The organism is Photorhabdus antumapuensis (assembly GCF_020387775.1).
GTDB classification, from domain to species: Bacteria; Pseudomonadota; Gammaproteobacteria; order Enterobacterales; family Enterobacteriaceae; genus Photorhabdus; species Photorhabdus antumapuensis.
This window is the reverse complement of record NZ_JAHZMK010000029.1, coordinates 1-15,056: the sequence shown is the minus strand read 5'-3', so window position 1 is coordinate 15,056 and position 15,056 is coordinate 1. Positions and strand designations below refer to the sequence as shown.

General features: G+C 42.3%; 11 protein-coding genes and 1 pseudogene. 9 read left to right on the top strand and 3 right to left on the bottom strand.

All coding sequences use genetic code 11. From position 1 onward, the window contains the following. The first annotated feature begins 306 nt into the window (after positions 1–306). From KZ793_RS13130 to KZ793_RS13115, 4 genes are read left to right on the top strand one after another with little or no spacing between them, the layout of a single operon-like run. Positions 307–1,767: a DUF3375 domain-containing protein gene (locus KZ793_RS13130; RefSeq protein WP_225815746.1), complete on the top strand. Its 1,461-nt coding sequence runs from the start codon at positions 307–309 to the stop codon at positions 1,765–1,767. A gap of 47 nt (positions 1,768–1,814) precedes the next feature. Continuing rightward, positions 1,815–2,708 (top strand): DUF4194 domain-containing protein, encoded by an 894-nt coding sequence (locus KZ793_RS13125; protein WP_225815745.1) that lies wholly within the window; start codon positions 1,815–1,817, stop codon positions 2,706–2,708. Positions 2,709–2,721: 13 nt separating this feature from the next. After that, entirely contained in the window at positions 2,722–6,117 is a 3,396-nt protein-coding gene (locus tag KZ793_RS13120; protein ID WP_225815744.1) for an ATP-binding protein, read from the top strand. Beyond that, positions 6,114–7,310: a DUF3322 domain-containing protein gene (locus KZ793_RS13115; protein ID WP_225815743.1), complete on the top strand. Its 1,197-nt coding sequence runs from the start codon at positions 6,114–6,116 to the stop codon at positions 7,308–7,310. Before KZ793_RS13120 ends, KZ793_RS13115 begins: the two co-directional genes overlap by 4 nt. Before the next feature lie 36 nt (positions 7,311–7,346). Here the strand turns inward: KZ793_RS13115 and cynR are convergent, their stop codons facing one another. Continuing rightward, complete coding sequence (gene cynR, locus KZ793_RS13110; RefSeq protein ID WP_225815742.1) at positions 7,347–8,249, bottom strand: transcriptional regulator CynR; 903 nt, start codon at positions 8,247–8,249, stop codon at positions 7,347–7,349. A 390-nt stretch (positions 8,250–8,639) separates the two neighbouring features. On the opposite strand from cynR, the gene cynS reads away from it, so the two are divergent. Then, positions 8,640–9,110, top strand: a complete 471-nt coding sequence (gene cynS / locus KZ793_RS13105; protein WP_225815741.1) for a cyanase — start codon at positions 8,640–8,642, stop codon at positions 9,108–9,110. A gap of 230 nt (positions 9,111–9,340) precedes the next feature. Here cynS and KZ793_RS13100 read toward each other — a convergent pair whose 3' ends face one another. Then, entirely contained in the window at positions 9,341–10,216 is an 876-nt protein-coding gene (locus KZ793_RS13100) for an alpha/beta fold hydrolase (protein WP_225815740.1), read from the bottom strand. 337 nt (positions 10,217–10,553) lie between these two features. Here KZ793_RS13100 and KZ793_RS13095 point away from each other — a divergent pair, with 337 nt between their 5' ends. The 4 genes from KZ793_RS13095 to KZ793_RS13080 all read left to right on the top strand — a co-directional run bounded on the left by KZ793_RS13095 (position 10,554) and on the right by KZ793_RS13080 (position 14,834). After that, complete coding sequence (locus tag KZ793_RS13095) at positions 10,554–11,522, top strand: IS30 family transposase (protein ID WP_225815739.1); 969 nt, start codon at positions 10,554–10,556, stop codon at positions 11,520–11,522. Between the two features lie 343 nt (positions 11,523–11,865). Next, positions 11,866–12,363 (top strand): hypothetical protein, encoded by a 498-nt coding sequence (locus tag KZ793_RS13090; RefSeq protein WP_225815738.1) that lies wholly within the window; start codon positions 11,866–11,868, stop codon positions 12,361–12,363. Then, positions 12,363–12,833 carry a hypothetical protein gene (locus tag KZ793_RS13085; RefSeq protein WP_225815737.1) on the top strand — a complete coding sequence of 157 codons (471 nt, stop codon included), beginning with the start codon at positions 12,363–12,365 and terminating at the stop codon, positions 12,831–12,833. Before KZ793_RS13090 ends, KZ793_RS13085 begins: the two co-directional genes overlap by 1 nt. Positions 12,834–13,895: 1,062 nt before the next feature. Continuing rightward, on the top strand, positions 13,896–14,834 hold the full coding sequence (locus KZ793_RS13080; RefSeq protein WP_225815736.1) for a helix-turn-helix domain-containing protein: 939 nt from the start codon (positions 13,896–13,898) through the stop codon (positions 14,832–14,834). Between the two features lie 90 nt (positions 14,835–14,924). Here the strand turns inward: KZ793_RS13080 and KZ793_RS13075 are convergent. Beyond that, positions 14,925–15,056 (bottom strand): annotated as a pseudogene (locus KZ793_RS13075) (IS3 family transposase); the annotation flags it as partial.

Genomic DNA, 15,056 nt, shown 5'->3' with positions numbered 1-15,056 from the left:
TGAGACATTGTTTATTTCCTTACCTATCTTCTGCCTGCGTTAGTAGTTTTTGTTTTTCACCATCATGTTGCCGCTATTCTTCACAAAATAGGTGACTTTAATAAGTTTAATTCTCTCATTGGTCATAGCGCTTAATAGTTATAAAAGTCAGTAAATTATGTTGACATAATAAAAAAATATGATGATATAGTTTTTATTTGATTGTGAATTATACAAAATTCTTAGTGGTGGTTTTTTGGAAAGGGTGGTGATGGGCCAGTACTCATTTAATCGCTTTTTTCTCACCACCACACAGAGGGAGGCAAGTTGAACTTCCAAGGGCTACAGGCAAAGTACCGTCGTTTATTTCAGGAAAGTGCTGCCTGGAAACTGTTAAGAGCTGATAATTCCCCTTTCATTTTGGCATTCTTAGGGGAGTTGTTTTCCGAGGATAGTGAAGTCCCTTTTAGTCGTGCCCGTGTGTCACTTGATGCAGAGCTGGTACGCTGTCGTGAACTTGGTCTGTGGGAAACGGAAACGGGCGCTGGCACTTATCTCAATAAATGGATTCGGGAAGGCTGGTTGCGTGAGATGGATGACACATTAACTAAAACGGATGCCAGTGAAATTGCGCTCCGTTTTAGCCAGGGGCTTGATGAGCGTAATTCAGGAACCACTGCGTCTCATCTTCGAATTGTGCAGGAAGCGGTCAGGGACTTTGCAGTAGCGATTAGCCCAAATGCCGATGAGCGTGTCGCGCTTTTGGAAGATAGAAAATCCGAGATCCAGAGAGAGATTGATGCTCTGAGAGCCGGTGTTGTGACCGAATTAACCGAGGCTGAGCAGCGGGAAAGAATTCGTGAAATTTACCAACTGGCTTCTGTTTTAACGGGTGATTTCCGCCGTGTTGAAGATGAAATTCGTCGGTTGGATCAGGAAATTCGTATTCAAATTATTGAAGGAGACTCTACCAGAGGAGATATCCTTCTTGCTGTTTTAGAAAAAGAAGCATTACTGGCTAAAACAGATGCTGGTAGTGCGTTTGAAAGCTTTTTTCATTTGTTATGTGATCAAAATAGAACGATGGAGCTACGAGATCAGCTTCGAAGTATTTTAAGTCGTCCGATCGCAGAACACTTAAGTACCCAGCAGCGGCAATTCTTAAGTCAGCTCATGAGAGAACTGAGCCGCGAGAGTGACAGAGTTTTTCAAATCAGGCGAAGAACAGAAGAGAGTTTGCGTGCTTACATAGAGAGTGGCACTGCTCAAGAAAATCGTGCTGTTGATAGATTGCTTGGTCAATTGGAACGACTCGCCATTGAATTGAAGAACTCAGGTTATGACTTGCAAACGGCAACAACTCTGTCACTGCCCGTTGGCGCGGCAAGTATTAGCTCTCCTGAAAGCATGCTTCTGAAATCACCTGATGAAAAGCTGGATACTTCAGATGCTGAAGAACAGCTCAACTCTCGGGAACCGAGTATGCAAATGCTGGATTGTCTTGATGTTGTTCAAATTCGATTAATCGCTGAGAGGGCGTTAGAAACGTTAAAAGAGTTTGGTCCAATGACGATTGCGTCTATTGCAAATTATCACCCGATTAATTCAGGGTTAGAGGAGTTAGTTGCCTATTTGCGGGTGGCCAAATCTGTCGGGGCTGCATTATTGGAAGAAAAGGAATCAATTGAAATCAGTGACAAACGTGGAGCTCACTTGCTGGCGTCTATACCCATTTTCTTGCTGAGCGCCGACCTGTTTCCAGACAGTTTGGATGAATTGGTTCTTTAGATGGTGAATAGAAAGTGGCTGTAGATATATATAGTGAGGACTGTAATGTGTGTAGTAAAAAGTTGAATAAAGATAATGGTGCCCTCGCTACCCTTGGGAAGTCTAATTCCGATCCTCAGGAAGAACAGAAAACAGGGTTCTTCGATCAGTTGATAAAACACCATACTCAATCAGAGTATGACCCGCTTACAGATACAGCCAGCGTTGAATCTGATGTGGCTTTTTCGGTTATCAATCAAACCCCATCCTTTGAAATTGATGATGTATTAGTCAATAAGTACTCTGAAAACTCAAACAGTGATATGCCACCTGATGCGCGCCGGGTGCTGGTTAGCTTGCTGCGTCAGGGCGTTATTTTGTCTTCGCAGAAAGCCAAATTGTTTGAATTACTTTGTCGATACCAATGTGCTGTACGCAAACATCTGTCAGAAGTCTATTTGAAGTTAGTCTTAGATGAAAAAGCAGGTGTCGCCTTTATAGCTGGCTTTCAGAATGAGGAAGATACTGAATCGTTGGGTATAGATGATGAAGAGGTTGTATCTCTGATTAGCCGAAGGACGCTCTCTTTATACGATACATTGTTGCTGTTAGTGCTGCGTAAACACTATCAGGAGCGGGAAACATCGGGAGAGCAAAGGATTATCATTGATATAGAACGTATAGAATCCCATCTGACGCCGTTTTTACCGCTGACAAACAGTACTAAATCTGATCGGAGAAAACTCAAGGGTGCTCTTGATAAAATGGTGACGAAAAAAATATTGAGTTCAGTGCGGGGAAGTGAGGATCGCTTCGAGATTACACCGGTGATCCGCTATGTAGTCAGCGCTGAATTTCTCGAAAATATGCTTAATGAATACCTGAAAATGGCGGGAGAGAAGGGTATTGAGCTAAATAAAAATGGCAGCGACGCTGTTGATTATCAAGATGAAGAGGAATAGACAGGAGATGAAAATGACTGATCAAACTCTTCCGGCTAATTCATTATTTCATGTTGGTCAAATCAGATTAGCTGAACTCTCAGTTTATAACTGGGGGTCATTTAATGGCTTGCATACCGCGTTGATAGATCCTATGGGAACGCTGGTCACTGGAGATAATGGCGCCGGAAAATCGACGTTTATTGATGGTCTTATGGCTTTGCTGCTTCCTGCCGGAAAGGCAACTTTTAATATGGCTGCGGCGCAGGGTGATCGTTCTGACCGGACTTTACTTTCCTATATGCGGGGAAGTTTTGGATCTGCCCATGACGGAGCGGGTACGAGAGTCAGAAGTAAGCGTGAATTTGGCGTGGTGACTGGGCTTAGGGCTTTGTATCAAGGTGATGATGGGTCAAAAATCACGCTTGCGGCGCTTTTCTGGATTACTAAATCGACGAATGTGATTGCGGATGTGACACGCGTTTATGCTGTTGCCAAAAGAGACCTGACTCTTAAGGAAATGCTTAATGCTTTTGGGAACGGTAATGCCCGGGCATTCAAGCAATGGCTGCGTGATGACCCGACGATTACGTGCTGTGATGATAATTTTTCTGATTATCAGGAGTTGTACCGAAAGCTCCTGTATATGGACAATAAGAATGCGCCTGCACTTTTGTCGCGGGCGTTAGGTCTGAAAAAAATTGATGATTTAACTGGGTTGATTCGTGAGTTGGTACTTGAACCGAGTACGGTCAAGGATGATGCTAAAAAGGTAGTGGAAGAGTTTGCTGATCTGGTGGCAATTCATAGTCAATTAGTGGATGCAAGAGCACAAGAGGTACACTTATCTAGGTTACCTGAACTCAACGCAATTATCGAAAAAACAACGAAAGAATTTGCGGAGCTGATGGCTGAGAAAAATAGTCTCCCGGTCTACTTTGGGGAGATTTTTGCACAATTGTGGAGTGAAAAAATTACTGATATTGAGGCTGAACTGGAAGCGCTACTCCTCAAAATTAGCCAAGCTGAAGAGCAGAAAGTGGATGCGAATAAGTTGGTTGAGCGAAGGCACGAGGAATACCTTCAATTTGGTGGGGATAAAATAGAGTCGCTTAGAAAGGAAGTTGATCATACCCAAGCTCAGTTGAATCGGGTGGTTAGAAATTCATCGCAATATCAAGCTCATGCCAACGAGCTGGCTCTCCCTTCTGTATTAGAGGAGGCTGTATTTCTTAAAAATCAATCCGCAGCATCAGCCAGACTTGCCAGTATTCAGCAAGAAGAAGGAGAGTATCAGGACAAGTTTGCAACCATTAGTGCTAAATTCAGTGAGCTACAAGCAAATATCCATGATATCTCTCAGGAAATTCGGGAAATTGAGGCAAGACCTGATTCCAATATTGATGTGAAATATCAGCAACTGCGAGATGAACTGGTTAATTCTCTAGAATTAAGTAAAGACCAATGTGTATTTATCGGTGAGCTTATTGATGTCGAGGATCGTGAAAAAGTATGGCAGGGCGCGATAGAGAGGGCGTTGGGCGGTTTACGAACAACACTTGCTGTGCCATATCATTGTTATTCAATGGTGACGCGTTGGTTAAACGCCCGGCATACGGGGTTACATGTACGCGTGCAAGTTGTGAATGATTCTGCGACTCAAGGTCAATCGGCGGAGTTTAAGCCTGATGGTTATCTAAGGAAACTGGTATGGCGCACTCACCCTTATCGAGAGTGGCTCAAGCACCATTTGCAGCGATTTGACCTGCAATGTGTTTCGAACACGGAAGAATTGGATCAAACCCCGTTTTCGATGACACAGCAGGGGTTAATGCACATGGATAAGGGGCGCTTTGAGAAAAAAGATCAACACCGGATAGATGACAGAAGACGCTGGTGTCTGGGTTTTTCAAATAAATCACGTTTAGCCATTCTTAATAACGATAAAAAAGAGTTAAGTCTGCAACTGGCGGAAACGGAGAAGAAGGTGAGCCAGGCTCGTCAAGATTTGAATTCTGTTTCTGATCGTAAAATACTTTGGGAGAAGATCCAAAGTTATCGCTGGGATGATATTAATGCTCCTTACTGGCACGAAAAGCTTTCTGATTTGCAGGTTGACCTTAAGGTGTTGGAACAGTCAGGTGGTGATCTTGATAAGGCCAGAGAGCGTTGGGAGTCGGCTAAAGGGCAGCTAGATCAAATTCAATCGGTATTAAATCAGCTCAACTCTGATTCTGGTGGCGTTAAAAATACGCTGAAAAATGCAAAAGAAGAATGGAGCAAAGCGCAGGCAAAAGCGTCGAAAGGATTATCTGATTCAGCCAGGCAATTACTTGCGATTCGGGTTGGCGTGCTTAATACAAACGATTTAGGCCGGATGTCTGAATTGGTGTTGAAAGTTGAAGAAGATTTGGAACGTCTGTCAGATATTAGCCGAAATAGTAAAGACAAAGCGGAAAGATTAGCCATTAGCATTATGGTCTCATTCAGATCTAACGATAAATGGCAAGTCTTCACGGTTGACTGGCAAAGTAATATTGGTGGCTTACCTGATTATCTTAATCATTTACGACAACTGGAAGAGGAAGGGCTTCCCAACCTTGTGGAGCAGTTTATTGAACGTTTGAATAAGCATGCAACGCAGTCGCTAGCGCGGATTAAAACTAAGCTTGAATCTGAACGGGAAGATATCCTTGAGCGGATTGATATCATTAACCGGGTCCTCAAGCGTACAGAATTTCGATCAGGAACACATTTAAAGCTAGGTTCAAAGAGAGAGAAATTTCCGCATGTTAATGAGTTTGAACAGCATTTGCGTAAGGTGCTTAGTCAGGTAACCAGTGATGACCATGAAGCACGGTTCCGTCAATTGGTTAAGGTAGTTGAAATACTTGGGAAAGCAAGCGCACTAGGTTCTTCAAATACATTGGAAAGTTTAAGGCTGCTTGATCCTCGTTATCAGATGTCATTTTATGCTGAAGAGTTGGATAGTAATACCGGTGAGATTCGTGATGTATTGGAGTCATCTAGTGGAAAGTCAGGTGGGGAGAAAGAGTCATTTGCGGCGACTATTGTAGCGGCGAGTTTGGCTTATGTTTTGACGCCAGATGGCTATGATCGACCGGTTTACTGTACTGTTTTCTTAGATGAAGCATTCTCAAATACGGCTGAAACGGTAAGTCGGCGTGTGCTCCGAGTGTTTAGAGAGCTCCATATTCACGTTAATTTGATTACGCCTTATAAAAACTTGAATCTGGCAAGGGAATCTGCTCGTTCACTGCTCATTGCGGAAAGAGACCAGGAAAACCATGACAGCCATTTATGTGAAGTGACTTGGGAAGAGATTGACCGAAGAATAGGCGAAGAGAAGGAGAAAAAGTTGCCTGATGAGGCTGCTGATTTGGGTATCGAGTTTGAGAAACTGACATGAAAAGAGGGCAGGATGAGATACGTTGGGGGTTATTGCCAGCGCAAGTTAAGAGCATCATTAGGCAGCGTGAGTGGGATAACCTTTCCTCACTAAAAGCCCGGTTATTGGGCATCAAAGCATTCCCTATTCGCGTTGGCTTGAAACCACCCAAAGGGAATTCTGCCATACTAGATATCATTCATTTTCAACGGTTTATTGAACAGTGGAAATCATTTCCCCATCAAGATCTTGTGGAGTGGTCTTCCAAGAATTTCAGGGAGCTATCTGAGCAACGCATTCCAACTTTTGTTGTCATTGAATCGATGCAATGTCTGATTCAATTTTTAGGAAATGATGCCCTTTCCCGAAGTAAGATATGGGAAAGAAATATGAAGCCATTTTTGCGGGTTGATAAAGATTTCTATCTTGCATTGGTTAAATGTATAGATATTGTGGAAAAACTCTCTTTGAGAGATGCGGAATTATTGGCAAAACTTCTTCCACAATTAAAGCCAGGCTTGGGGGAAGGACAATATTTAAGAGCATTACCTCTCATTGGTATTGATACTAAGTTTCTTGAGAACCACCAAATCCTGATCGAAGAGCTGACCGATGTGATTCACAAAGGTGCGGTTTCTGCATTTGGAGGTCTTACTGCTTGGTTGGGTTGTTTAACAAATCCCAAGGGTTGGTTAACCATAAGACCGCTTTGTCATACTGCGATGGCTGCGCTTGGTGGAATTCCGATACTTCAAATACCTGGTGAATTACTTAAACAGCATGAACTTCCGGCATCGAATATATTAGTAGTTGAAAACTTACAGTCTGGTTTAGCATTACCCGAAATGCCTGACACGATAGCGGTGATAGGAGGAGGGAAAAACATTGCCTGGATGGATGCAGTGTGGCTGAAAGGTAAGCGTGTAGGGTATTGGGGAGATATTGATACCTGGGGTTTGGCTATTCTCAGTGACGTCAGAGATAAATGTGTAGATATTGAATCCCTGATGATGGATGTTGAAACCGTTAAAGTTCACGAAGATAGAATGGTTCCTGAACCAAATCCAGTTGAATCCGATCCTTCATCGCTAAATGAGGATGAAGTAAAGTTGTTTAATGATCTCATCTCTGGCCGGTTCCAGTCTTCACGTTTAGAGCAGGAGCGTCTTTCATCTGATTACATTAGAAACAAACTTATAGATTGGCTGTCTTAATTCGGAAGCCACCAAGCGCACTGTGTTTTCTGTTTATCAGAAATTATCACTTTCTTGGTGTACATTGAAACGGTGTGTGATCAGATTGGCAAACGCCTGACTCGCAGCGCTTCGATATGCGCCGCTGCGCCACAACAGCACGGCATTGCGCTGCGGTAACGGAGGTTGAATGGCAATGGAATAGAGCCCGGCCTGCTCGTGGGCTATGACATCAGGTAACAAAGTTGCGAGCCGTCCCCGGCGGACAATCTCTACGATTGTGCTGATTGAGTTAGCCTCAATTGCAATGCGCGGCGTGATCCCCTGTCTCTGGAAGTACGAATCGATATGGCTTCGCGTTGCAAAGTCTTTGCTTAATAGCGCTAATCCTTCATGTTCCAGCATCTTCGCTGTTAATGATATTTGTTGGCCGATGAATCGATGCGATTTACCAACGATCAGACTGAGTGTTTCGATGAACAATGGCTCGCTATCAATGTCGGGGGATCGCACCTCTGAAAACGCGATGCCGAGATCGAGTTGGTTCTCCGCTAAAGCTACCTCTATCTGATCTTGCGTCATTTCCTTGATATTCAATGCAATTCCCGGATAGCGTGCGTTGAAACGCTCTACCCAATGGCCGATGAAGTAAGTGGTGAAGGTGGGTGTCATTGCCAGCCTGAGCAATCCACGGCTTAAATCCTGCACATCGTGAATCGCACGCTGCCCAGCATCCAGATCCTGCAATGCACGACGGGCGTAACTTGTGTATACCTCGCCAGCGTCGGTGAGTCGCACACTCCTTCCAGAACGGTCGAATAACTGCACATGCAGTGACTCCTCAAGTTGCCTGATTTGTTGCGATAAGGTCGGCTGCGAGACATGAAGTTCCTCAGCGGCGCGAGTGAAGCTCTGATGTTCGGCAACTGCCAGCAGATAACGAATATGTCGCAGCAGCATGTCAATTAACTATTTGAAAATGATATGGAAATAATGACATCCTGATCTTTGAGACAATAGAAAAATTTGCTCATTCTTCACCTGTTAGTTGTCTTATCGGCCACGATGGAGTGAAGACTATAAGGGCTTCCCGAGCATGTCAACTATTGGAAAATACTATAGAGGTGATAGAAATCCGATCTTTGACGCTATAGATAAATTCGTTCATTCTTCATCCATCAGCTTTCTTATCGATCACGATGGATTTACGACATAGAGGCTGGTTCGATCGATGCACTAGACTGCTTGCTCGGTCAAATTGTTTCGCTTGCGGACTATCCGCATGTTTCTGCAACACAATCCATGTTTCACCACGGCATTTAATAGCCCATTAATCCAAAGGAAATCATTATGATACAATCTCAATATTCCCAAACTCCCCGCCATATCCTTACCGATGCTATCATCGACGCCAAAACGCGCTGGAATTTGACGTTTGAGGACATCGCACAAGGAACTGGCCTGAGTCTCGCATTCGTTACTGCTGCGCTGCTAGGTCAGCATCCATTGCCTGCCGATGCTGCGAGGATTGTAGTTGACCGGCTTGAACTTGACGAGAATGCTTTCCTTCTGCTGCAAACTATCCCTGTGCGCGGTAGCATCCCAGGAAGTGTACCGACTGATCCGACTATTTACCGATTCTATGAAATGGTGCAAGTTTACGGCTCAACGTTAAAGGCGCTAGTCCATGAGAAGTTTGGTGATGGCATTATCAGCGCGATTGATTTCAAACTTGATATCAAAAAGGTCGATGATCCTAATGGCGGCTCGCGTGCTGTCATTACGCTAGATGGGAAATATTTGCCGACTAAGCCGTTCTAAAACCATTGCAATTGTTGGCATCGGCAAGAGGTTTGAATTTGAGAGACAGACCTCTTGCCGTTTCAAATTAAAGTTTATTAATTAATTTGAGATTCAATTATATAACTAATGGAGTTATGGGTAAGTGTCGCATTTGGTCCGTTGATAATAATCTCTACATCTGTGGCCTGTGATATATCTGTATCTGGTGTACTTTTATTCACACATAGTTCTCCAGAGGATTAAAAGGATTATGGTCGGTCAGCGGGGATTAAGGTCCCGGCAGGATAAAACGACGGGTCCGCGCAGAATTGATCAATAACCTGCATCAACTGGGAAGGACGCTCATAAACGACCGCATGTCCACAATCTATCTCTGTATAGCGTGCATCCTGAATGGCGCCAAACAGATCTTTGCTGTGACGGATAGGTGTCATTTGATCGTGTGTACAGCCGATAATCAGTGTTGTGGCTTTTATCGTAGGAACAAGTTGGGAGATATCAACCCGGCCATTAAGATCCATTTGTAACTCTTCAAATTCCCCCGGCATAGCATTTTCAAATCCGATTGCGGGCTGATCTGGAAACATATTTACATGATTGGGAGAACTGAAAGCGCAAAACATCATAAAGTCTGCAATAGCAGGTGATTGGATCTCATATAACTGACGCCAAACAGATAAAAATCGTTCTAACTGTAAATCTGTTTTCATCCATCCTGCGATCAGAACCAAATTGCGAACTAGGTCTGGACGTTTAGCAGCAACAGAAGCAACAACAACAGCGCCTAAGGAGTAACCTATCAGAGTGACAGACTCCCCCGACGCCGCTGTTTCAATAACGGCTTCGACCTGTTTTTCAAGATGTTCAAGCATAAGCGTTTCGTCTGCTTTTACTGGTTGAGTAAAATCCAGTGATATAACCCGATTTTCCGAGGCAAGCAGTTGAAAGAGATAACCGAAATGTATTTCTGTGCTACCGCCAGTACCATGTACCAGGACTATAGGATTTTTCTTGGCGTTATCCTTAATTGGATCGAGAGGTTGGGATGTGAAGAACTTTACATCTTTTCCGTCTACGTTTATGACACTTCCGTTGATATTAAATTTTTTCTCGGACTTATTCATGGTAATTAAACCTCTCCTGATAGGTATGGTATGGGTTATAAATAAACCCAATGTTGGGTAATTAAATAATTATCTTGTTAGTTGCTTAATTAAATTAATAACTAAGTATAGAGTTATTGTCAAACTATAAAGTTAAAATAGTATCGTGCTTGAATGTTTATATTATTATAAAAATCAATATTAGGACTTATTTATTATATTTTGGTGATATTGCAGGCAGAAAAAATAAGTTGCAATTTATTAATTAAGCTGGGCGGATTCGACTAATAAGTGCAATTTTTCAGAAAGGCGGTCAGTTGCTATAGTAGGCATCTTTCCCGCCACAGGAAAATGCACTATGGCCTATACACAACTGACCGAGACAGAAAGATACCAGATTTCCAGTTTAAAAAAAGCGGGTTTTTCACAGCGTTTCATTGCTGAGTCACTTAAGAGAAGCCCGTCGACCATCAGCAGAGAATTGAAGAGAAATCAAGAAGCCCAGACATACTGCCCCGAACAGGCTCATTTAAAGGGATTGGCTCGTCGTCATTTTGCTAAGAAAGCCGTGAAAATCACACCGGAAGTAAAAAAATGGATAAAACGGTTAATTTGGAAAGATTTAAGTCCTGAGCAGGTGGCTGATTATTTGAAGCAACATAAAGGGATATTTTTGCATCATGAGACGATTTATAGGCTGATTTATCAAGATAAAATAGAGGGGGGTGATTTATGGCAACATCTACGAATTGCTAGAAAACCCTATCGTAAACGCTATGGTTGCTATGAAAAAAGAGGCAAAATTAAAAATCGGGTCAGTATTGATAAGCGCCCGGAAATCGTTGATAAAAAAGAGCGTATCGGCGACTGGGAAGGTGATACGATAATGGGGAAAGATAAAAAAAGTGCCTTATTAACCCTGGTTGACCGTAAAACGCTGTATACAATTATTGTTAAACTGGATAGCAAGCGGGCATCAGAAGTGACGAAAGCGGCGGTGAAAGTATTATATCCGTTAAAACAAAGAGTTAAAACCATCACCTTCGATAACGGTTTGGAGTTCGCAGATCATGAAACCATAAGTAAAAAATTAGAAACTGAAATTTATTTTGCCCATCCTTACTCGCCTTGGGAGAGAGGGATCAATGAGAATATCAATGGGTTAATCAGACAATACTTTCCAAAGGGAACTGATTTTAATGAAGTCTCTGATCAGGAAATAAATTTTGTGGTAAACCGATTAAATCATCGTCCCCGAAAAACACGGGGTGGGAAAACCCCGAATGAATTATTTAAGGGTATACGAACATGTTTACTTCCAGATTAACGATGTTGCACTTATTATGTGAATCTACCCTGTAAATTTATTTCCAGGCTGAATGGGATAAACATCGAAATATTAAGAAAAACTATATGTTGGATTGTCTTATTAATTTCTTATTTAACATTGACAGACTTTCATCCTCATACCATAGTGATTACATCACCTTTATTTTATGTGATTGTATTATTGAATAATTTTATTTATCTATTATTTGGATATAATTGATTCCTAATTTATATAGGACACTCGACTCAGTTTATACAATTCAGCATATATAATCTGCTTCAGATAGATAAAACTGAATAACGTCGTCAGATATTTAACACACCTGTTCAGGAGATGAAAAATGTCTACTCAGATCGTGAATGAACAAGATCCGCAATATGCGGTGGCAGAAGGTGAGAAACGAGCTATACGCACGATTAAGCTATTTATTTCTTTGGGCTTTATCGCAGAGGCTGGATTTCTTTTGATGAGTTTTATTTTATTTCCCGACAATGGCCCTCTAGTATGGCGTCTCGTATGGGCGCTTGGTTTATGCGGTATTGGCATGGGGGCCGCTGTTGGGGGACTGACTTACTTGGTATCAGCGCGTTTCACGCCTGGAAGTGCCGGCGCTTATATCATGACCGCAGTAAGTAGTGCTCTGTTATTCAGTGTTTGCCAAACACTTTGTTGGGGCTTGGACCACAATGTGGGGTTGAATTATTGGGGTTCAATAGAAATGCCGTTGCTATTTCTGATTAAAGGATACACTGCTGCACTCCTTGCTGGCATTTTGGGTAGCTTTCTTCTTAACTCTGTAATAGGTGCGAGATTCCTTGCTCGTCTCAAGGTTTTTTAGTGAATAAGAAATTAACTTTGCCCAATAGTTTCGCTATTTCCGTATTTCTGGCTGTGTTGGCTGCATGCCTGAACCTTATATTATGGCGTGCTGATATTCTGGAGATGGCACATAGCATCCCGCTGAAGGGGTTAATGATTATTTGGTATATCTTGGGATGGGGTTTTGCTCCGGGTTGCCTGACCGTGCTCACCATCAATTCAATCAGGGGGAGATTACCTCAGATGGTGGGTTCGGTGGTCGCCACGCTCATAAGCTTTCTGTTGGTTACAGGGATTTGTGGCTTGGTTTATGCTTACCTAACAAACTCCGCCTTTATGCAAATTGCTATGGGAGGAGAGGCTCATCATCATTCCACGGTAAACAACGGAACTATTCTTGGTTTTATTGCGCAATTGCTACCCAGTTTATGTGCAACTGTTATCTCAATCATGAATGCTTTCTCGATAAAAATGGGAAAGCAAGTTTAGGTGATAAGATCTGAATAAATTCTTGGTGGTTAAACTGCTGTTTTGATTAGTGGGTGTACAGGGATAATAAAGTGTGTTCATATGAAGTAGAGGATAAAATACACCGACAACAGCTAGATTCCAGCTATATGCTCCAAAAAGTTGAGCATCATTTTCGGGAATAATTGAAGTTCGATAGCTAGATAAACGTGATGGGCTTATCAGACGCTCTGGTTCTGAGTGATCGTAAAAAAAAGCATTTTAAGTAACTATTTGTTGTATATGGAAATATATATATATGTTGACAATTTATTACTTGTGAATTAGCTTCCAAAGCGTAGCTGGTCGACGGTTTTTCTCCCATCTTGTCATGGTGCTCAGTTCCCCGACATAAAGCGAAAGATATTAGACTCCAGTTTTGCGAATGTAAGATCGGGGCCTCCTCACCAATACAGCTTTACAGTAAGCTTTAAGTCCACTGGTGCTCCTTATCCTCTCTGTGTGTTGGATACAGAGTTCACTGATGTCGACTCTCTGAACCTCCTGATATTGCTAGATTTACCCCTCCAATTGCTCTAGTTTTTCGTTGCAGTCGTGTTTTTAAGCTCAAGTAAGGGCAGATAGACATGCCAAAAGTTTTGACTGATGTGTAATAACGTCAGAAATCGACAAATAGACGCTATGAAAACCAGCATTTGGACGGTGGAGTAGCCAGCAAATAGACGCTGTACAAACCAGCATTTAGACGAGAGCATAGCTAACAATTAGCTTCACTGGCTGACAGAGATTGGCAGGGCGGCATCTTACTTTACACAGGTAACAATTGCCTGCCAATTAGCCACATACCGAACACATTTGCAGTACCAATGAATGTGCTTTGGGGGCATTGATATCCATCACGTCCTAAAGGACGTCTTAATTCAGCCCAAACTTCACTTAGAACCAGCTTCCATGCAGATAAATACTGAAAAATTAATAAATCGCAATTTTTTAGTAAAAAACGATTGAAATATACTAAAAAATAAGTAAGACTATTTTTACTACATCGTTATATATATTTAGTAAAAAGAAAGGAACCTCACAATGATAAGTGAAGCTTTGGTAGAACTAGCCCTGCGTACTTTATCCTGCACCCAAAAAGAATTGGCCAGTCGACTTGGGGTATCTCCCACTCAGATCACTAAATGGAAAAAAGGTGAACATATGTCGCTGGATATGGAAAAGAAACTCCGGGATGTAGCAATGATAGGTGAACTGGACCCTGAATTTATTCTCTGGGCTTCTTCTTATGAAGAAGCTGTTAAATGGCAAAAACTCATATACCGTCTTGCTGACATGGCTCACGAGAATGCAGAGACTGGGTATATTACTGACCCCTTGCAGGACGAGATGGATCTCTTATGTTCAAATGTTTCCAATGTACTTACAAGTATGGGGATAAAGCCGCCGAAGTCATTCCCTGAAGAGCTGGACGTTGATGAAGATGAAGAATTCTGGGATGCAGTAGAAAAGGATAATTACGCTAATATCATCTACAAAATCTTCAATGCACTTAATAATGTTTATGGCTTCTACGCTGCTTACATTTCTGACTTCATCTATGATGAAGAGTTAGATTTATTTGAAACAGAGGCAGGAAACATTGAGCCCTGCTTGGTTGCTCTGGCTGCCTGTAAAATTGAGGTTGATACAAAACTGGCTCTTAGGTACAAAGAATTTAAATATAATGTCATTAACGATTACGAAAAATGGCTCAATATTGTTAAGGATAAAGCGTTTCGGGCTGGTGTTCCTCTTAGGGTAGAACTGCTCGCGTTAGTTTATGATTCTGGTGACGATCTCGGTCTTGAAGCCGAATCCGAAAGTTTAGGGCTCAATTCTTCACGTATCCATCCAGACATTTATATGAACGAACTTCTGGTTGGCATGCGTACTATTCACCAGGTTCTTCCTGCGATATTGAAAAAACTGGAAATTGACAAAGAATTTCAACTAGATCCATCTGCTTTTCATATAGGATGATTCTGCTATTAGAGGACGTAACAGCCGCAGGGCGTTCTGGTGCAGCTTCGTCAGATAGCTTTTCTCCGGGTCAGCCAGCAAGTGTTGTGGTCAATAAAAATTGGTCACTAGCTTAGAGTTTTCCCAAAATAATCGTTCTGATTCGTTGGGTGTCAACCCATTGTTGTACCCATGGGGGCGAAACTGGCTATAATAACCCGTTATATAATTCGTGATTGAGCG

Coding starts and splice junctions, on each gene's coding strand:
- KZ793_RS13120 (WP_225815744.1), top strand. CDS start 2,722: ATGACTGATCAAACTCTTCCGGCTAATTCATTATTTCATGTTGGTCAA.
- KZ793_RS13080 (WP_225815736.1), top strand. CDS start 13,896: ATGATAAGTGAAGCTTTGGTAGAACTAGCCCTGCGTACTTTATCCTGC.
- KZ793_RS13095 (WP_225815739.1), top strand. CDS start 10,554: ATGGCCTATACACAACTGACCGAGACAGAAAGATACCAGATTTCCAGT.
- KZ793_RS13090 (WP_225815738.1), top strand. CDS start 11,866: ATGTCTACTCAGATCGTGAATGAACAAGATCCGCAATATGCGGTGGCA.
- KZ793_RS13100 (WP_225815740.1), bottom strand. CDS start 10,216: ATGAATAAGTCCGAGAAAAAATTTAATATCAACGGAAGTGTCATAAAC.
- cynS (WP_225815741.1), top strand. CDS start 8,640: ATGATACAATCTCAATATTCCCAAACTCCCCGCCATATCCTTACCGAT.
- cynR (WP_225815742.1), bottom strand. CDS start 8,249: ATGCTGCTGCGACATATTCGTTATCTGCTGGCAGTTGCCGAACATCAG.
- KZ793_RS13115 (WP_225815743.1), top strand. CDS start 6,114: ATGAAAAGAGGGCAGGATGAGATACGTTGGGGGTTATTGCCAGCGCAA.